Annotated in this window: 16 protein-coding genes; 6 read left to right on the forward strand and 10 right to left on the reverse strand. The window is 64.5% G+C overall.

Annotated features, from left to right (window positions below):
- Positions 1 to 32: 32 nt before the first annotated feature.
- The 6 genes from BraRD5C2_RS25550 to BraRD5C2_RS25575 all read right to left on the reverse strand — a co-directional run bounded on the left by BraRD5C2_RS25550 (position 33) and on the right by BraRD5C2_RS25575 (position 7,036).
- Positions 33 to 512 (reverse strand): MaoC family dehydratase, encoded by a 480-nt coding sequence (locus BraRD5C2_RS25550; protein WP_163162560.1) that lies wholly within the window; start codon positions 510 to 512, stop codon positions 33 to 35.
- Between the two features lie 13 nt (positions 513 to 525).
- A complete protein-coding gene (locus tag BraRD5C2_RS25555) occupies positions 526 to 2,250 on the reverse strand; it encodes an AMP-binding protein (protein WP_223972944.1) in 1,725 nt (574 codons plus the stop codon).
- 129 nt (positions 2,251 to 2,379) lie between these two features.
- Entirely contained in the window at positions 2,380 to 3,267 is an 888-nt protein-coding gene (mmsB, locus tag BraRD5C2_RS25560; RefSeq protein ID WP_223972953.1) for a 3-hydroxyisobutyrate dehydrogenase, read from the reverse strand.
- A 25-nt stretch (positions 3,268 to 3,292) separates the two neighbouring features.
- Positions 3,293 to 4,375 (reverse strand): enoyl-CoA hydratase/isomerase family protein, encoded by a 1,083-nt coding sequence (locus BraRD5C2_RS25565; RefSeq protein WP_223972956.1) that lies wholly within the window; start codon positions 4,373 to 4,375, stop codon positions 3,293 to 3,295.
- Entirely contained in the window at positions 4,372 to 5,517 is a 1,146-nt protein-coding gene (locus BraRD5C2_RS25570; RefSeq protein WP_223972958.1) for an isobutyryl-CoA dehydrogenase, read from the reverse strand. The genes BraRD5C2_RS25565 and BraRD5C2_RS25570 overlap by 4 nt, the downstream gene beginning before the upstream one ends.
- A gap of 22 nt (positions 5,518 to 5,539) precedes the next feature.
- The gene (locus BraRD5C2_RS25575) at positions 5,540 to 7,036 is read right to left on the reverse strand and encodes a CoA-acylating methylmalonate-semialdehyde dehydrogenase (protein WP_223972960.1); all 1,497 of its coding nucleotides are present in this window, start codon (positions 7,034 to 7,036) and stop codon (positions 5,540 to 5,542) included.
- A gap of 120 nt (positions 7,037 to 7,156) precedes the next feature.
- On the opposite strand from BraRD5C2_RS25575, the gene BraRD5C2_RS25580 reads away from it, so the two are divergent.
- Positions 7,157 to 8,071 (forward strand): LysR family transcriptional regulator, encoded by a 915-nt coding sequence (locus tag BraRD5C2_RS25580; RefSeq protein ID WP_223972968.1) that lies wholly within the window; start codon positions 7,157 to 7,159, stop codon positions 8,069 to 8,071.
- A 15-nt stretch (positions 8,072 to 8,086) separates the two neighbouring features.
- On the opposite strand, the gene BraRD5C2_RS25585 is transcribed toward BraRD5C2_RS25580, so the two are convergent.
- The gene (locus tag BraRD5C2_RS25585; RefSeq protein ID WP_212317993.1) at positions 8,087 to 8,326 is read right to left on the reverse strand and encodes a DUF1127 domain-containing protein; all 240 of its coding nucleotides are present in this window, start codon (positions 8,324 to 8,326) and stop codon (positions 8,087 to 8,089) included.
- A 170-nt stretch (positions 8,327 to 8,496) separates the two neighbouring features.
- On the opposite strand from BraRD5C2_RS25585, the gene BraRD5C2_RS25590 reads away from it, so the two are divergent.
- Both BraRD5C2_RS25590 and BraRD5C2_RS25595 read left to right on the forward strand, forming a co-directional pair.
- Entirely contained in the window at positions 8,497 to 10,056 is a 1,560-nt protein-coding gene (locus BraRD5C2_RS25590; protein ID WP_223972970.1) for a winged helix-turn-helix domain-containing tetratricopeptide repeat protein, read from the forward strand.
- Positions 10,057 to 10,252: 196 nt separating this feature from the next.
- Positions 10,253 to 10,765, forward strand: coding sequence for a ParB N-terminal domain-containing protein (locus tag BraRD5C2_RS25595; RefSeq protein ID WP_223972972.1), 513 nt, complete (start codon positions 10,253 to 10,255; stop codon positions 10,763 to 10,765).
- Positions 10,766 to 10,919: 154 nt separating this feature from the next.
- Here the strand turns inward: BraRD5C2_RS25595 and BraRD5C2_RS25600 are convergent, their stop codons facing one another.
- Positions 10,920 to 11,528, reverse strand: a complete 609-nt coding sequence (locus BraRD5C2_RS25600) for a TetR/AcrR family transcriptional regulator (RefSeq protein ID WP_223972974.1) — start codon at positions 11,526 to 11,528, stop codon at positions 10,920 to 10,922.
- 60 nt (positions 11,529 to 11,588) lie between these two features.
- The gene (locus BraRD5C2_RS25605; protein WP_223972981.1) at positions 11,589 to 12,128 is read right to left on the reverse strand and encodes a PaaI family thioesterase; all 540 of its coding nucleotides are present in this window, start codon (positions 12,126 to 12,128) and stop codon (positions 11,589 to 11,591) included.
- A gap of 237 nt (positions 12,129 to 12,365) precedes the next feature.
- Between BraRD5C2_RS25605 and BraRD5C2_RS25610 the strand changes: the two genes are divergently transcribed.
- On the forward strand, positions 12,366 to 13,136 hold the full coding sequence (locus tag BraRD5C2_RS25610) for an enoyl-CoA hydratase (RefSeq protein ID WP_223972984.1): 771 nt from the start codon (positions 12,366 to 12,368) through the stop codon (positions 13,134 to 13,136).
- Between the two features lie 276 nt (positions 13,137 to 13,412).
- A complete protein-coding gene (locus BraRD5C2_RS25615; RefSeq protein WP_223972993.1) occupies positions 13,413 to 15,692 on the forward strand; it encodes an FdhF/YdeP family oxidoreductase in 2,280 nt (759 codons plus the stop codon).
- A 111-nt stretch (positions 15,693 to 15,803) separates the two neighbouring features.
- Here BraRD5C2_RS25615 and BraRD5C2_RS25620 read toward each other — a convergent pair whose 3' ends face one another.
- The gene (locus BraRD5C2_RS25620; protein ID WP_223972995.1) at positions 15,804 to 17,066 is read right to left on the reverse strand and encodes an MFS transporter; all 1,263 of its coding nucleotides are present in this window, start codon (positions 17,064 to 17,066) and stop codon (positions 15,804 to 15,806) included.
- A gap of 283 nt (positions 17,067 to 17,349) precedes the next feature.
- Between BraRD5C2_RS25620 and BraRD5C2_RS25625 the strand changes: the two genes are divergently transcribed.
- On the forward strand, positions 17,350 to 17,517 hold the full coding sequence (locus BraRD5C2_RS25625) for a hypothetical protein (RefSeq protein WP_223972997.1): 168 nt from the start codon (positions 17,350 to 17,352) through the stop codon (positions 17,515 to 17,517).
- Positions 17,518 to 17,859: the final 342 nt, after the last annotated feature.

Consider the following 17,859-nt stretch of genomic DNA (forward strand, 5'->3'; position numbering starts at 1 on the left):
TTGCGCGAAAGGTGGAGCTACTCAACCATCCCTTAGCTGAAGTAGATCAGGCCGAGCCAGTCGGCGACCAGCGCGGGCTTCTCCTCGCCCTCGATCTCGACCGTGACATTGGTGCGCGACAGCAGTTCCTTCGGCTTGCGCAGCGTGGCTTCCGCCAGCACGAAGCGGCCGCGGACGCGCTTGCCCGAGCGCACCGGCGAGATGAAGCGCAGCTTGTCGAAGCCGTAATTGACGCCCATAGCTGTGCCCTCGAGCACCGGCATCACCTCGTAGGACATGATCGACAGCAGCGACATCGTGAGGAAGCCGTGGGCGATGGTGGTGCCGAACGCGGTCTCCTTCTTGGCGCGCTCGGGATCGACGTGGATGAACTGGTGATCCTCGATCACGTCGGCATAGGTGTCGATGCGGCCCTGATCCAGCAGGTGCCATGAGGACACGCCGATCTCCTTGCCGACCATGCCCTGGTAGGTTTCCAGCGACACCGGCGGCTTCTTCCAGACTTCGTTCATTGGCTAACCTCCGCTAACCGGAGGTCCGCACCTTCTGCAGCTCCGGAAATTCTTCCTCGCGGAACTCGGCTCCGCGCAACGCATCGCTTCTGACATCGTCATGTTCGAGCCGGCGCAACTGCACGCGACGAATTTTTCCAGAAATCGTCTTGGGCAGTTCGGTAACCAGCTCGATCTTGCGGATGCGTTTAAACGGTGCGAGCCGCGTGTGCAAATGCTTGAAGATCGACAGCGCCGTTTCCGGGCCGCGCTCGACACCGGAGACCAGCAGCACATAAGCCTTCGGGACCGCGAGCCGAATCGGGTCCGGGCTCGGCACCACGGCGGCTTCCGCCACCGCATCATGCTCCAGCAGGACGCTCTCCAATTCGAACGGCGAGATGCGGTAGTCGGAGGATTTGAAGACGTCGTCGGTGCGGCCGACGAAGGTCAGATAGCCCTCGTCATCGGTGAACACGACGTCGCCGCTGCGGTAGATCTCGCCATCGGTGCCGATCAGTCTGCCGTCGTCGCCCTGATAGCCCTGCATCAGGCCCGCCGGCCGGTCCGCGCCGAGCAGCAAGGTCACCTCGCCCTCCTTCGCGGCATGGCCGTCATTGTCGGTGACCTGCACGCGATAGCCCGGCAGCGGCCGGCCCATCGAGCCGACCTTCACCTTCTGCCCCGGCGAGTTGCCGGCCAGCGCCGTGGTCTCGGTCTGGCCGTAGCCGTCGCGGATCGTCAGGCCCCAGGCCGATTTGACCTGGTCGATGATTTCAGGATTGAGCGGCTCGCCGGCGCCACAGACTTCCCGTAGGCTCACCTTGAATTCCGACAGTTGCTCCTGAATGAACATCCGCCACACCGTCGGCGGCGCGCACAGTGTGGTGACGCCGCAGCGGCCGATGATCGAGAGCAGTCCCTTCGCCTCGAAGCGTGGCTGGTTGGCGATGAAGATCGTCGCGCCGGCATTCCACGGCGCGAAGAAGCAGCTCCAGGCATGCTTGGCCCAGCCGGGCGAGGAAATGTTGAGATGAATGTCACCGGGCTGCAGGCCGATCCAGTACATGGTCGAGAGATGGCCGACCGGATAGCTGCGCTGGCTGTGCCGCACCAGCTTTGGCTTTGCCGTGGTGCCCGAGGTGAAATACAGCAGCATCGGGTCGTCGGCCTTGGTCGGGCCGTCGGGCGTGAAGGCGTCCGACGCCTTGGCCGCCTCCTCGAACGGCATCCAGCCCTCGTGCGTCTGCGTCGCGCCGACCACGATGCGCACCAGCTTTTCGCCGCCAAGCCCTGTGAACTTCGCGACCTGATCCTGCGTGGCAACCACTGCCTTCGCCTTGCCGCGATCGAGCCGGTCGCGCAATTCATCCGCGGTCAATAGCGTGGTCGCGGGGATCACGACCACGCCGAGCTTCATCGCCGCCAGCATGGTCTCCCACAGCGGCACGACATTGCCGAGCAGCAGCAACAGATGATCGCCGCGCTTCAGCCCTTGCGCGCGCAGAAAGTTCGCGACCCGGTTGGAGCGGCGCGACAACTCGGCGAACGACAGCTTGGTCTCGTTGCCGCTGGCGGCATCGACGATCCACAGCGCCGGCCGATCGCGGCTGTCGGCGTTGTGCGCCAGTTCGGCGTCGAACCAGTCGAGCGCCCAGTTGAACGGCACGGGATCCGGCCAGCGAAATCCGTTCACCGCCGTGTCGTAGTCGGTGCGGTGCTTGAGCAGAAAGGCGCGTGCGTCCTGAAATGTGGTCATGGGGTCTCACCGCGTTCACCGCCGTCATCCTGAGGAGCCGCGCGAGGCGCGGCGTCTCGAAGGATGGCCACAAGCAGCCGACCATCATCCTTCGAGGCTCGCAAGCGCTCGCACCTCAGGATGACGGTCTTATTTCCCTGCAAGTCCTCTAACGTGCTGGATAATTCCGGAAAAGTCGACCCCGCCATGGCCCGACGCGTCGAAGGTCTTATAGAGCTCCTGCGCATGCTTGCCGAGCGGCGTCACGGCGCCGGCGGCATTGGCGGCGTCCTGCGCCAGCGTCAGGTCCTTGACCATCAGGTTGGAGGCGAAACCCGGCTTGTAATCGTTGTTGGCCGGCGAGGTCGGCACTGGACCTGGAACCGGGCAATAGGTTGTCAGCGACCAGCACTGCCCCGACGAGGTCGAGGCAACGTCGAACAGCGCCTGATGCGACAGGCCGAGCTTTTCGGCGAGCACGAAGGCCTCGCCGACCGCGATCATCGAAATGCCGAGGATCATGTTGTTGCAGATCTTGGCCGCCTGCCCTGCACCGCCGGCGCCGCAATGCACGATCTTCTTGCCCATATTGGCCAGCATCGGCTGCGCTGCCGCGAATGCCTTCGCCTCGCCGCCGCACATGAAGGTCAGCGTCGCGCCCTTGGCGCCGCCGGTGCCGCCGGAGACCGGCGCATCGACCGAAGCCAAGCCGTGCTTGGCGGCGAGCGCATGCGCCTGCTTGGCGCTTTCGACGTCGATGGTCGAGCAATCGATGATCAGCGCGCCCTTGCCCATCGCCGGGAGCACCTCGTTCCAGACGCCGAGCACATGCTTGCCGGCCGGCAGCATTGTGATCACGACATCGGCGCCCTTCACCGCGCCAACGCCGCTCTCGGCGATCGCGGCGCCATCGCTCTTGGCCTGATCGCGAGATGCCGCGACCAGATCGAACGCGGTCACCTTGTGGCCGGCCTTGACCAGATTGGCCGCCATCGGCCCGCCCATATTGCCGAGCCCGATGAATGCGACGTTTGCCATGGGAAGTCCTCCGCTTGCGACGTTTCTATTTGCTGTCAGGAAATTTCAGTTCATCGGCGCCGATTTCGGCGAAGTAAGGCACCAGCATCTCCGCCGTCACGTCCTCGATATTGGGCGGCGACCACTTCGGATTGCGGTCCTTGTCGATCACGGCGGCGCGCACGCCCTCGCGGAAATCGTCGCTGGCGAACACTTCGAGCGCCGCGCGATATTCGCGCACCAGGCACTCTTCCAGCGTCGCAGTCGCCCGCGCCAGTCGCAGCAGCTTCAGCGTCACCACCATGCCGCGCGGCGATTTTTCGCCGAGCGTCTTCAGCGTGGCCTGCGCGAGCTCGGAGCCATCGGCTTTCAGCGCATCAACGATGTCTTCCATCCGTCCGCGCCCGAACCAGCCGTCGATCCCGGCCTGCATCGCGGCGACGGGGCCTGATTTCTCGCCGGTGGCAAAACTTGCAATCAGCCGGTCGATATCGGCGGACGTCGTACCCAGTGCAACCTTGGTCAGCGCCTCGCGCAGTGCGGGCAGCTTGGCGCTCGGCACCACGGCATCGGCGAACTTCGCGTAGATCGCGTCCGGGCCATTCATGGTGGTGCCGGTGAGACCAAAATAGGTGCCGATCTCGCCCGGCGAACGCGACAGCAGATAGGTGCCGCCGACGTCAGGGAAGAAGCCGAGCCCGACTTCGGGCATCGCAAGCTTGGTTCGCTCGGTCACCACGCGGTGCTGGCTGTGCGCCGACAGGCCGACGCCGCCGCCCATCACGATGCCATCCATGAAGGCGACATAAGGCTTCGGGAATTTCTTGATCCGCGCGTTGAGGATGTACTCGTCGCGCCACAGGATCTTGCCGAGGTCGCCCTTGACCTTCGAGCTTTCCCAGAGCGCGCGTATATCGCCGCCGGCGCACAGGCCGCGCTCCCCGGCGCCTTCCAGCACGATGACCGCGACGTCAGGATCGGCTTCGAACGCGTCGAGCGCCCGGTCGATGTCGTGGAACATCTCCAGCGTCACGGCATTGATCGCCTTCGGCCGGTTGAGCCGGATGATGCCGGCCGCCCCTTCCTTGCGTGCAATCAGGTCGCCTTCGGCCGCGGCCACATCATTCATCGCGCGCCCTCGATCAATTTGCGCGACACGATCAGCCGCATGATTTCATTGGTGCCTTCGAGAATCTGATGCACGCGCAGATCGCGCACGATCTTCTCGACGCCGTATTCGCTGAGGTAGCCGTAGCCGCCGTGCAGCTGCAGCGCCTGGTTGGCGACCTCGAAGCCGACATCGGTGCCGAACCGTTTCGCCATCGCGCATAGCATCGACGCGTCAGGATCCTTGCGGTCGAGCGCAGCGGCTGCGCGCCACAGGAAGGTGCGTGCGGCTTCCAGCTCGGTCGCCATGTCGGCGATCTTGAATTGCAGCGCCTGGAATTCGTCGAGACGTTTGCCGAAGGCCTTGCGGTCCTTCATGTAGGCCAGCGCCTTGTCGAGCGCCGTCTGCGCGCCGCCGAGCGAGCACGCCGCGATGTTGAGACGGCCGCCGTCGAGGCCGGCCATCGCGACCTTGAAGCCGATGCCCTCCTCGCCGAGCCGGTTTTCGACCGGCACGCGCGCGTTCTCGAACACCACCGCGCGGGTCGGCTGTGCATTCCAGCCCATCTTGCGCTCGTTGGCGCCGAACGACACGCCGGGCGTCTTGCCGTCGATCACGATCGTCGAGACGCCGCCGGGGCCATCGCCGCCGGTACGCACCATCGCCACCAGGAGGTCAGTGCTGCCGGCACCTGAGATGAACTGCTTCTGGCCGTTGAGCACGTAATGGTCGCCATCACGCACCGCACGGGTGCGCAGCGCAGCGGCATCGGAACCTGCGCCCGGCTCGGTCAGGCAATAGCTCGCGAGCAGCTCCATGGTGCAGAGCTTCGGCAGCCATTTGTGGCGCTGCGTGTCGTTGCCATAGGCATCGATCATCCAGGACGCCATGTTGTGGATCGAGATGAAGGCGGACGTGGTCGGACAGCCCGTCGCCAAGGCCTCGAAGATCAGCGCCGCGTCGAAGCGCGTCATCGCCGAGCCGCCGACATCGTCCTTGATGTAGATGCCGCCGATGCCGAGGCCAGCGGCCTCGCGCATCACGTCAACCGGAAAGTGCTTCTTCTCGTCCCATTCGAGCGCATGCGGCGCGATCTTCTCCGCCGCAAACGCCCGCGCCATGTCGCGTACCGCGATCTGGTCCTCGTTGAGAGCGAACTGCATCATTGCCTCGCCCTGAACGGACTTACTTCATCGTCGGGATCGAGAACTCCGCGCCGTCCTTGACGCCGGACGGCCAACGCGAGGTCACCGTCTTGGTCTTGGTGTAGAAGCGGACCGAGTCCGGACCGTGCTGGTTGAGATCGCCGAAGCCGGACTTCTTCCAGCCGCCGAAGGTGTAATAGGCGATCGGCACCGGGATCGGCACGTTGACGCCGACCATGCCGACATTGACCTTGGCCGCGAAGTCGCGCGCCGTGTCGCCGTCGCGGGTGAAGATCGCAACGCCGTTGCCGTAGTCGTGGTCGGACGGCAGCGCCAGCGCCTCGTGATAATCCTTGGCGCGCACCACCGACAGAACCGGGCCAAAAATCTCTTCCTTGTAGATCCGCATGTCCTTGGTGACGTTGTCGAACAGCGAACCGCCGAGATAGAAGCCGTTCTCGTAGCCCTGCATCTTGAAGCCGCGGCCGTCGACCGCGAGCGTCGCGCCTTCTTTGACGCCGATGTCGATGTAGCTCTTGACCTTCTCGACCGCCTCGCGGGTCACCAGCGGGCCGTAATCGGCCGACGGATCGACCGAGGTGCCGATCTTGAGCGACTCGACGCGCGGGATCAGCTTTTCCATCAGCCGGTCGGCCGTGGTCTTGCCGACGGGCACCGCAACCGAGACCGCCATGCAGCGCTCGCCGGCCGAGCCATAGCCGGCACCGATCAGCGCGTCGACCGCCTGGTCCATGTCGGCATCGGGCATGATGATGGCGTGGTTCTTGGCGCCACCGAAGCACTGGCAGCGCTTGCCGGTCTGCGCGGCGCGCTCGTAGATGTACTGCGCGATCGGGGTCGAGCCGACGAAGCCGATCGCCTTGACGTCGGGATCGTCGAGGATGGCGTCGACCGCTTCCTTGTCGCCGTTGACGACGTTGAGAATGCCGGCCGGCAGGCCCGCTTCGATCATCAGCTCGGCCAGCGCCATCGGCACACCCGGATCGCGCTCCGACGGCTTGAGGATGAAGGCGTTGCCGCAGGCGATCGCGGGCGCGAACTTCCACATCGGGATCATCGCCGGGAAGTTGAACGGCGTGATGCCGGCGACCACGCCGAGCGGCTGCCGCATCGAATAGATGTCGATGCCGGGGCCGGCGCCTTCGGTGTACTCGCCCTTCATCAGATGCGGGATGCCGCAGGCGAACTCGGCGACTTCGAGGCCGCGCTGAATGTCACCCTTGGCGTCGGGAACGGTCTTGCCATGCTCGCGCGCCAAAATCTCGGCGAGCTTGTCGTAGTCGCGCTGCACCAGCTCGACGAATTTCATCATGACGCGGGCGCGGCGCTGCGGGTTGGTGGCGGCCCATTCGGGCTGCGCGGCGCGGGCGTTCTCCACCGCGGCGCGAACTTCGGCCTTGGAGGCCAGCGCCACCTTGGCCTGGACGTCGCCGGTCATCGGCTCGAAGACGTCAGCCGTACGGCCCGAGGTGCCCTTGACCTCCTTGCCACCGATGAAATGTCCGATCGAGCGCATGAATATCCTCCCTTGAAGACGTGAATCGCCGCTCCTCGCGGCAAGATCGCTTTACAAACCCTAATGACCCTGCATTTTATAGGATTCAAGTCCGATAAATTGCACCATAGATGTGCGGAAATGCAGGATCAAGGCGGCGACACGATCGACTGGGACGACTTCCGTTTCGTGCTTGCCATCGTGCGCGGCGGGTCGGTGTCGGCTGCCGCCAAGCAGCTCGGCGTCGATCATGCCACAGTGATCCGGCGTGTCGACCGGCTGGAAGGCCACCTCTCCGCAAAACTGTTTGATCGCCGCAAGACCGGCTATCTGCTCACCGAGGCCGGCCAGCGTGTCGCCGACAGCGCCGAGGCGATGGAATCGACCATCGTCGCCAACCAGGAGGCGGTCGGCGGCTCGCGCGCGCATCTCACCGGCGCGGTGCGGATCGGTGCGCCCGACGGCTTCGGCAGTCACTTTTTGGCCTCGCGGCTGGTCAAGTTCACCGAGCGGTATCCCGATCTCGATCTCCAGCTCGTCGCTACCGCGCGGCTGTTCTCGCTCTCCAAGCGCGAGGCCGACATCGCGATCAGCCTGACCATGCCGAAGGAAGGCCGCATCGTCGGCCGCAAGCTGCTCGACTACACGCTCGGGCTTTATGCCGCACCCGGCTATCTGGCGCAGGCGCCAAAGATCGCCGCGCGTGCCGACCTGCCGAAGCACCGCTTCGTCGGCTATATCGAGGAGCTGCTGTTCACGCCGGAACTGGACTATCTGCCGCTGGTCTCGCCGAAGATCTCGGCCAAATTCCGCAGCGCCAACCTGATCGCACAGCTCAACGCCACCATCGCCGGCTTCGGCATCGCCGTGCTGCCGCACTTCATGGCATCAGCCCATCCCGAGTTGCAGCCGGTGCTGCGCGACGAGGTGCGGATCTCCCGCACCTTCTGGCTGTTGATGCACGCCGACAGCAAGGACCTCGCCCGCATCCGCGCGGTGGCGGATTACATCTACGAGACGGTGGAAGCCGAGCGTGCGCTGTTCAACGGGGCGTAGGGCTCACCGACATCGTCAGACGGATCGAATGCCTCGCGGGTCCGTATCCCGGTTCGATGCTACATAGTCGACCTCACCACGCGAGATCCCGATGTCCATTAGCTCCCGATCACTCAGGCTGCCGAGATCGGAACGAAGCCGCTCCCATTTGCGCCATTCCTGAACTGCATCCCAAAAGCCCTTGAAAGCACTGAAGATCCGCGGCGTCGATGCGACCGCCTGGGCTGAACTCGTTGGACCGTAGATCGTGCTCATTGCAGCACCTCCAGGATACGTTCATCCACCCAGACAAGGTGCCGCGGCATGAACGCGCGCGCTTGACACGCTGCTTACATTTTCCTCACCAGCGGCTTATTCTTGGCACTCCAAGCGGTGCCAAGGCGCCTCACGACGATCGTTGGAGGCACACCCAAGGGATTCGCAGCTTGCGCTATCTCTTCGAGCAGTACGCACTCGACACGGGCCGCCGCGAGTTGCATCGCGGAACGGACATGGTCGCCGTCGCGCCACAGGTATTCGACCTGCTCGACTTCCTGATCCGCAACCGGGAGCGCGTCGTCAGCAAGGACAACGTCATCGACGCCATCTGGAATGGACGCAGCGTGTCGGACGCAGCCCTGACCACGCGCCTCAACGCCGCGCGCAGCGCAATCGGCGATTCCGGCGATGAGCAGCGCCTCATCAAGACCCTGCCGCGCAGAGGCTTCCGGTTCGTCGGTGCGGTCCGCGAGGAGCACGCGGCGACCGCCGACGCCCCGGCCGAACCACCGCAGGCGCTCCCCAAGCTTCCCGACAAGCCATCCATTGCCGTGCTGCCGTTCCAGAACCTCAGTGCCGACCCGGAGCAGGAGTACTTCGCCGACGGCATCGTGGAGGACATCACGATGGCATTGTCGCGGTTTCGCTGGCTGCTCGTGATCGCGCGCAATTCGAGTTTCACCTACAAGGGCCGGTCCGTGGACGTCAAACAGGTCGGCCGCGAACTCGCGGTGCGCTATGTCCTCGAAGGGAGCGTGCGCAAGGCCGGAAATCGCATTCGTATCGCCGGCCAGCTCATCGATGCCGAGACCGGCGCACATCTCTGGGCTGACCGCTTTGATGGTGCGCTCGAAGATGTCTTCGATCTGCAGGACCGGGTGACCTCGACCGTCGTCGGCGCAATCGCGCCCATGCTGCAGCGCGAGGAAATCAAGCGGGCCAGGCGCAAGCCCACCGAGAATCTGGATGCATACGACTATTACCTGCGTGGGCTGGCGCGCGTTCGTCGATGGACCAGAGAAACCAACAACGAAGCGCTCCTGCTCTTTCGCAAGGCGATCGAGCTCGACCCCGGTCTGGCGTGCGCCTATGGCATGGCCGGGTGGTGCTACATCCAACGCAAGGCACGCCGCTGGATGATCGATCCTGTCGAGGAATCTGCAGAAGCTACGCGGCTCGGCCGGAAAGCAGTGCATCTGGGAGCAGATGACCCGGCAGCGATGTGCATGGGTGCCTACGTGCTCGCCTTTATCGCCCATGAGTTCGACGATGCTATCGCATTCGTCGATCGCGGACTGGCGATCAATCCGAACCTGGCGCAAGCCTGGAATCTTGGTGCCTGGGTGAGAGCTTTTGCAGGCGAGCCCGACCTCGCACTTGACTACGCTGCGCGCGCCATGCGCCTGAGCCCGCTCGATCCGGCGATGCACACAATGCACGCAGCCGTGTCCTATGCTCACTTTCTCTCGGGCCGTTACGACATGGCTCTGTCATCGGCCGAGAAAGCGTTGCGCGACAATCCAGATTTCCTGCTGGCAATCTGCATGTTCGCGGCCAGCAACGCGCTCACCGGACGCCTCGAGCCGGCACGGCAAGGCATCGCGCGCGCACGCGAGCGCAATCCCGATTTGCGCATCTCCAATCTGGGAGATTTGACCCCATTCCGCCGGGCAGAGCATCTTGCGCTTTTTGCCAAGGGCCTTCGCGAAGCGGGGCTTCCGGACTGACCGCCAGTTCGCGCCCCGCCCCGTAGCAGCGCCGTGGCGAACTGCATCTACGAGACCGTGGAAGCCGAGCGCGCACCGTTGGCCGGGGTGACCTGACTGGCGCTGGCCCTCGAGCTCAGCTTGAGAAATCCCTTGGCAGTCTGGCGCTTCATCCTTAAACCGCATTTTGGACGGATCCTGAGCGGGGAGAAACACTGTGCCCGACCCGGAAAGGCTTCCAATCGATCAGATTTACGTGCCCGTTAAGAAACGGAAAACCCTCAGGCCTGAGCTCGTTCAAGAAATCGCGGCGAGTATTCTGGAAGTTGGGCAACAAGTCCCCATTCTCGTTCGGCCTGATGAGGGCCGCCTCGTTTTGCTCGAGGGGTTACATCGGCTCGAGGCCTGCAAGGCGCTTGGCGAGACAACCGTCATCGGAGTCCGGGGTTCGGCAGAGACGGCTCACCACAAGACGCTATTGTCCGACGGAGCTGAGACAGAGGCCGAGCGGGACAAAATGGCGCGATTGAAGAAGCTGCGCCTCGAGAGAGAAGCGGCCGAGAGATCGTCCGCTTCCGCAGACGCGATCGTGGAAACTGAATCAGCCAAGCTTCGGTCGGCTCGCTCCGGAACGAGTACCAGACAAGGGTCGTCGGGCGATCCACGATCAAAAACGAGAACGCTGTCGGAATGGCTCACGCAACAAAAGCGCGATGGTGGTCGTTATTGATGACCGCCTCGGCCATCGAGGTCGGAGGGAGCCATGCGCAGAGCCATCGCTCCGGAAGCCTCGCAGGGCTGAGGCCTTCCAAAGGGTGCCTCATGCTTTCGTTGCCGACGAAAACCAAACCGGGGAGATCCGGCGCCTCGTCGCAGGAACTCCGCTAATTCGCTCTGGCACGTGGCTTCTTCGTCACCGCCGCCCGGCCGAGCACCGCCTCGCGGCCCGCGCTCAGGATATCGTCGGACATTTCGCCACTGCCAGCGATCCGCGACATCACGATGGTGCCCAGCATGGTCGCGAGCGTCGACATCGCCTGCTTGCGCGCGGTCTTGCGCGGCATGTCCTGGATCTGGTCGGTGATCATATCGATCATCTGGTCGAGCTTGAGCGCAAAGGCCTTGCGGGTCTTCAGGCTTTCGCGGGCGATCTCGGCGCCGAGCGCCGGCACCGCGCAGCCCTGCCCGGGATCGTCGCGATGGACCGCCGACAGGTAGCCGTCGACGATGGTCGCAAGCCGCTTCTCCGGCGGCACCTCGGCCGTAACCTTGCGCCAGCGCTCGTTGGCGCGGTCCATGGCGTAGTTGAAAGCCTCGATCACCAGCGCCTCGCGCGAGTCAAAATGCGCGTAGAAGCCGCCATGGGTCAGGCCGGCGTCCTTCATCAGGTCGGCGACGCCAATGCCATGGGCGCCCTTTTCGCGCAACCGCGTCGCGGCCTTCTTCACGATCCGCGCGTGGGTCTCCTGCTTGTGTTCTTTCGAATAGCGCATGCCGCTCTCATGGAATGTTTCTAATCATACAATAACAGATTTGCGCCCGGAATGCTGCAGTTATTTCGCTTTTGGTTCCCCGCCGAGCATGGAAAATGTCGCAGTCGCGTGCACCGCAAGATTGCCCTTGCCGTCGCGGACGAAGCCCTCGGTGTAGCTGGTCTGGCGGCCGAGCTTGATCACCTTGCCTTCGGCCGAAATGGTTCCCGAACGCGCGGAGAGCGGGCGCAGATAGGTCAGCTTGAGGTCTAATGTCACCGAGGTCTGCCCGGCCGGCAGCAGGGTCGAGATCGCACAGCCCATCGCGGTATCGAGCAGCGCGGCGGCAGTGGCGCCGTGCAAGAGACCGATGGTGTTCTCCAGGCTCTCATGCGGCTCGAGTTCCATCACGATCCGCCCCTCGTCGACAACAGCCATGCGGAAGCCGATCAGTTTTGCCATCGGCGGCGGCGGCAGGTGGCCGTCGCGAATCGCGCGCATCGCCGCGATGCCGGACATCGGCATCGCCGCCTTGGCGACCGGCCCGGGCGCCTGCCATTCCACCACGCGCGTACGCGTCAGTTCGGGCGAATGCAGGTCTGATGTCTCGGCGGCGGTCATGACGGCTCCATTTATATGATAAACATAATTCTATATGGCAACGCCGTGCAGCGCAACAGGGCCAGCACCTTGACAGAGGCGGGCTTTGTCAGGGACATGGCCCGAGTCATTCCGGGGCGATGCGAAGCATCGAACCCTCAGGTGCGCAGTTGCGCACCGAGAATCTCGAGATTCCGGGTCTGGTGCTTACGCACTATCCTGGAATGACGTGTTAATTCCTGCGCCGGGACCTTTCCAATGGACATGCTCAATCCCCACTGCGGCATCGACCGCGACGCGCGAGGCGTCGTCCGCCTCACGATCTGCAACGCCGGCAAGCTGAACATCGTCAGTTCGGCCGTGACCAACGGCGTGCGCGAAGGCTTTGAGCACCTAGCCGCCGATCGGACCATCCGCGCCGTGATCCTGGCAGGCGAAAGCGAGCGCAGCATGATCGGCGGCGCCGATATCAAGGAGATGGCGACGCTCGACCAGGCGTCGGCCGAAGCGTTCATCAGCCGCCTGCGCGATCTCTGCGAGGCGGTGCGCAAATTCCCGGCGCCCGTCATCGCCCGCCTGCCTGGCTGGTGCCTCGGCGGCGGCCTTGAGGTCGCGGCCGCCTGCGACGTCCGGGTCGCGGCGCATGACGCCATGTTCGGCATGCCCGAGGTGCGCGTCGGCATCCCCTCGGTGATCCATGCCGCGCTGTTGCCCCGCCTGATCGGCTGGGGTCGCGCCCGCTGGCTGATGATGACCGCTGAGAACATCGACGCCGCCACCGCGCTCGCCTGGGGCCTAGTCGACACGGTGGCAAAACCCGGCGGCCTCGATGAGGCCGTCGAGCACACCGTCAAGGCGCTGCTGGAATGCGGCCCCGAAGCACTGCGCATCCAGAAGGATTTGCTGCGGCAATGGGAAGAGCTGCCGCTGACCGAGTCGGTCAACCTCAGCGTCGGCGTGTTCGGAAAATCCTTCCAGACCGGCGAGCCGCAACGACTGCTGCAGGGATTTCTGGATCGCAAGCGGTAATAGTGACACTTTGTAGCCGGACGGAGCGCAGCGAAATCCGGGACGTGTCATCCGCAGATCAAACAGCCCCGGATTGCGCTTCGCTTCATCCGGGCTACGAGACCAGCCTGACAGAGTGTTGACCGCCGGCCCCAGCCGATTAGTCTAACCTCCATCGCGAGACGAGTGCTTCAGATCGAGAACGTCGATCGGAACGCGCGCGCTCGTAGCGGCCAACAAACAATCAATTTCGGGACAGACGCACGAGGTCAGAACTCAAGAGCTGCAGGAGGACATATGGTCCAAAAGCGCGACGTTCCCGGTATCCGACCCTACAATGCTCCGGCCGGCGGCTGGGGCGCCCTCAAGGCCACCGCGACAGCGGTCCGTGACCAGATGGATCTGGTCGAGGCGCCGATCACCCTGCTGCGCACCAACAAGCCCGACGGATTCGATTGTCCGGGCTGCGCCTGGCCCGACAAGGAGCACACCTCCACCTTCCAGTTTTGCGAGAACGGCGCCAAGGCCGTGACCTGGGAGGCCACCAGCAAGCGCGTCACGGCTCAATTCTTCGCCGACCACACCGTCACCGAGCTGCTGACCTGGAGCGACTTCCATCTCGAGAACGAGGGCCGGCTGACCGAGCCGCTCGCCTATGACGAGGCGTCCGACACCTACCAGCCGATCACATGGGACAACGCCTTCGCGCGGATCGGCGAGAGCCTGCGCAGCCTGCCCGATCCTGACATGGCCGAGTTCTACACCTCCGGCCGCGCCTCGAACGAGGCTGCGTTCCTGTTCCAGATCTTCGCGCGCGAATACGGCAGCAACAATTTCCCCGATTGCTCGAATATGTGCCACGAGGCGACCAGCGTCGGGCTGCCGCAATCGATCGGCATCGGCAAGGGCACGGTGTCGCTGGACGATTTCGACCATTGCGAGCTGATCATCGCGATGGGCCACAACCCCGGCACCAACCATCCACGCATGATGGGCACGTTGTGGGAGGTCTCGCGCCGCGGCGTGCCGATCATCGTGTTCAATCCGCTGCGCGAGCGCGCGCTGGAGCGCTTTGCCGATCCGCAAGACCCGATCGAGATGGCGACCCTCGGCTCGACGCGGATCGCCTCGACCTATTATCAGCCCAAGGTCGGCGCCGACGCCGCGGTATTGAAGGGCGTCATGAAGGCGCTGATCGAGAAGGATGACGCGACACACGACGTGCTCGATCACGGCTTCATCGCCGAGCACACCAACGGCTTTGCCGCGTTCGCCGCCGACCTGCGCGCCACGTCGTGGGAGGCGATCGAGACCGTCTCCGGTTTCACGCGCGCCCAGCTCGGCGAAATCGCCGCCGCCTATGCAAAATCCAATGCCACCATCGTCACCTACGGCATGGGCATCACCCAGCACAGCCGCGGCACCGACAATGTCCACCAGATCGCAAACCTGCTGCTGCTGAAGGGCAATTACGGCAAGCCGGGCGCCGGCATCTGCCCGCTGCGCGGCCACTCCAACGTGCAGGGCAACCGCACCGTGGGGATCACCGAGAAGCCCAACATCCCGATGTTCGAGGGCATCGAGCGCACCTTCGGCTTCAAGCCGCCGCGCCATCACGGCCATGACGCGGTCGCCGCGATGGAGGCGATCGACGACGGAAGGTCGAAAGTGCTGATCTGCCTCGGCGGCAATTTTGCCATCGCGCTGCCCGATCCCGAGCGTTGCGCGGCCGGCATGCGCAAGCTCGAGCTCGCGGTGCATCTCGGCACCAAGCTGAACCGCTCGCATCTCCTGGTCGGCAAGCAGTCGATCATCCTGCCGGTTCTGGGGCGCACCGAGCGCGACATTCAGGCCTCGGGCCCGCAGGTCGTTACCGTCGAGGATTCGATGTCGATGGTGCACGCCTCGCGCGGCAAGCTGACCCCGGCCTCCGAAAACCTGCTTTCGGAATCGGCGATCGTTGCCGGCATGGCGATGGCGACCTTGCCGGCGAGCAAGGTGCCGTGGCTTGAGCTGATCGCCGACTACGACCGCATCCGCGACGCCATCGAGGGCGTCTTCCCCGATTTTAAGGATTACAACGCGCGGATCCGGATTCCCGGCGGCTTCCGCCTGCCGCTGCCACCGACCGAGCGCAAATGGACCACGCCGTCGGGCAAGGCCGAATTCCTGATCTTCGACGGTCTCGAAGAGGATCCGGTGCTGACCGATGAAACCATCCTCAAGCTCGCCACCATCCGCAGCCACGATCAGTACAACACCACGATCTATGGGCTGAACGACCGCTATCGCGGCGTGTTCGGGCGGCGCGACGTGCTGTTCGCCAACGAGGCAGACCTCACCGCGCGCGGCCTCGCCCACGGCGATCTCGTCGAGATCGAGACCGCGCTGCCGTCGGGCGCGCCGCGCCGCCTCACCCTGACCGCGATCGTCTACGACATCGCCCGCGGCTCGGTGGCCGCCTACTATCCGGAAGCGAACGGCCTCGTGCCGCTCGACTATCAGGACAAGGAAAGCGGCACGCCGTCGTACAAGTCGGTGCCGGTGCATATTCGGCGAGCGGCTCAGGCGGCGTAGCGGCCTTCGTAGCCCGGATGAAGCGAAGCGAAATCCGGGGACCCGTGATGCGCGGATAGGATTTCCCGGGTTGCGCTTCGCTTCATCCGGGCTACGTGACAGCGCAGCCCTTCACCTCGCGTTCGCCGGCGCGTGCACCGGCCACAGATCGGCGCGCCAGTGCAGCGCGATCGCCAGCATCGCGATGAAGCCAGCAGCGGCGAGCAGCGTGCCGGTTGCGGTGTAGCCGATCAGGTCGATCAGGCTGCCGGCTGCGAGCAGGCCGAGCGGCAGGCCGTAGATCACCATCATGCGCACGCCCATCACCCGGCCGCGCAGATGCGCGCTGGCGTTGCGCATCAGCATCACGGCGGCCGAGATCATCGACATGCTCTGCGCGATCCCGGCCAGCACCAGGCAGGCCATCGCCACCGGCATGGTCCTGAGCTCGACGAACACTAACAGCATCGCGTACCAGGCGAGCGTCGCGCCGATCAGCAGCCGCGCGATGCGCACGCCGCCGGCCAGGCTGAGCGTGATCGAACCGATCAGCGAGCCGAATGCAAAACTCGCGGAGAGATAGCCGAGCCCGGTCTGGTCGGTATGGAAGATGTCGCGCGCGACGAAAGGCAGTAGGCCGTTGGTGAGCGGGAACGCGGTGAGATTGGCGAGGAACGCGACGCAGAGCGCGGCGCGCATACCGGGACCGCTCCAGGCGTAGACGATGCCCTCCTTGAGGTCGCGGAGCAGTTTTGAGCCCGGCGCGTCACCGGCCACCTCGTCGACCGCGCCGTGCACTTGCGCCGGACGGCCCATGCAGAGCATCAGGATCGCGGCAACGAAATAGAAGCTGGCGATCCCGACATAGACGTAGCCGATGCCGAGCGCCGCGAACAATCCGGCTCCGGTCAGTGCGCCGGCGATGCGTGCGCTATCCTGCGTCGTGCGCGCCAGGCTGATGGCACCCACCAGTTGCGCCGGCGGCATGATGTCGGCGAGCAGCGCGCCGCGCACGCCGAGATCCGACGGACGGATCACGCCCATCAGCGCGACGATGACCATGACGTTCAGCGGCGCCAGATGGCCGGTCAGCGCCAGAATCATGATGGTGCCGGCGAGCGCGGTATAGGCAAAGCGCATCACGGCGAGCAGATCGCGGTGCCCCATGCGGTCGCCGATCATGCCGACGACCGGCGCGACCAGCGTTCCGACATATTGCAACGAAGCCATCACGGTCAGCAGCAGCACCGAGCCGGTCTCGACCATGATGTACCAGCCGAGCACTAGCGTCTCGACCTCGAACGCCCAGGAGGTGAGCAGGTCGGACGGCCATTGAAAGCGATAGCTGCGGATGCGAAATGGCGCGAGCGCGGAAGTCCGCGTGGTCCCGCTCAAGACGCGATGACGCGTGTCACGGCGTGTCCTGCCCTTTTTCTTGGTTCTTCTGGGTCTTGAATCTGGATTTAGATCCCGGCCGTTGATTCTCTTGGGAAAACATCCTGTTCCGGAAGCGTAGCGCCGAGCCTGCCGGTGTCAATCGAAGCCGCCGCATGCGGCCATGCGCGACGGCATCGGCGCCAACGTGCTGCGCTGCCCAGCGCCCGCGACCGCCGGTCGCCCCCTCCGCCCTGCGAGATGATTGTGCTAGTATGCCTCATCCGAAACCGCGGAGGACGCCATGACAGCCTTCGAAGTTTTCGCGATCTACGTGACGCCCTTTGTGATCATCGGGATCGCCATCAAGCTATTGATGAAGCGCTATGCCGTCGATCTGCCCGATGTGCAGAAGCAGGCGGCCGCCGCACCGAAGCGGCGGTTCTTGCTTGGGGCCTGGCGGTCGGAATAGGTCGCGTTGCAGACCATCCCGGACGCGCCGCCTTCGCGGAGAAATGCTCAATCACTTAGGTGCCCGACGGCGCAAGGCCTCGCTGCAAGGCAATGCGCTTTATCAGAAATGCAACGCAGTGCATAGTTCACCTGTCTCATCCGAGACGAGGAGCGCGTCGCGGTCGTCACGAACGTGGGTCGGGGCCGAGCGTTGTGACTGTCGCGACAACGCGGAGCTGCGCCCCCGACTTCAACTGTCATCGCCCGGCTCGACCGGGCGATCCAGTACGCCGCGGCTTCTCGATTCAAACACCAGCATCTCTGGAATACTGGATCCCCCCGGCGGGCCGGGGGGGGGCAC

Origin of the sequence: Bradyrhizobium sp. RD5-C2 (assembly GCF_019972155.1) — a bacterium.
Classification (GTDB): Bacteria; Pseudomonadota; Alphaproteobacteria; order Rhizobiales; family Xanthobacteraceae; genus Bradyrhizobium.

Excerpts from the sequence above, each read along its gene's own strand:
- BraRD5C2_RS25550 (WP_163162560.1), bottom strand. The coding sequence starts at position 512 with ATGAACGAAGTCTGGAAGAAGCCGCCGGTGTCGCTGGAAACCTACCAG.
- BraRD5C2_RS25555 (WP_223972944.1), bottom strand. The coding sequence starts at position 2,250 with ATGACCACATTTCAGGACGCACGCGCCTTTCTGCTCAAGCACCGCACC.
- mmsB (WP_223972953.1), bottom strand. The coding sequence starts at position 3,267 with ATGGCAAACGTCGCATTCATCGGGCTCGGCAATATGGGCGGGCCGATG.
- BraRD5C2_RS25565 (WP_223972956.1), bottom strand. The coding sequence starts at position 4,375 with ATGAATGATGTGGCCGCGGCCGAAGGCGACCTGATTGCACGCAAGGAA.
- BraRD5C2_RS25570 (WP_223972958.1), bottom strand. The coding sequence starts at position 5,517 with ATGCAGTTCGCTCTCAACGAGGACCAGATCGCGGTACGCGACATGGCG.
- BraRD5C2_RS25575 (WP_223972960.1), bottom strand. The coding sequence starts at position 7,036 with ATGCGCTCGATCGGACATTTCATCGGTGGCAAGGAGGTCAAGGGCACC.
- BraRD5C2_RS25580 (WP_223972968.1), top strand. The coding sequence starts at position 7,157 with ATGCAGGATCAAGGCGGCGACACGATCGACTGGGACGACTTCCGTTTC.
- BraRD5C2_RS25585 (WP_212317993.1), bottom strand. The coding sequence starts at position 8,326 with ATGAGCACGATCTACGGTCCAACGAGTTCAGCCCAGGCGGTCGCATCG.
- BraRD5C2_RS25600 (WP_223972974.1), bottom strand. The coding sequence starts at position 11,528 with ATGCGCTATTCGAAAGAACACAAGCAGGAGACCCACGCGCGGATCGTG.
- BraRD5C2_RS25605 (WP_223972981.1), bottom strand. The coding sequence starts at position 12,128 with ATGACCGCCGCCGAGACATCAGACCTGCATTCGCCCGAACTGACGCGT.
- BraRD5C2_RS25610 (WP_223972984.1), top strand. The coding sequence starts at position 12,366 with ATGGACATGCTCAATCCCCACTGCGGCATCGACCGCGACGCGCGAGGC.
- BraRD5C2_RS25615 (WP_223972993.1), top strand. The coding sequence starts at position 13,413 with ATGGTCCAAAAGCGCGACGTTCCCGGTATCCGACCCTACAATGCTCCG.
- BraRD5C2_RS25625 (WP_223972997.1), top strand. The coding sequence starts at position 17,350 with ATGACAGCCTTCGAAGTTTTCGCGATCTACGTGACGCCCTTTGTGATC.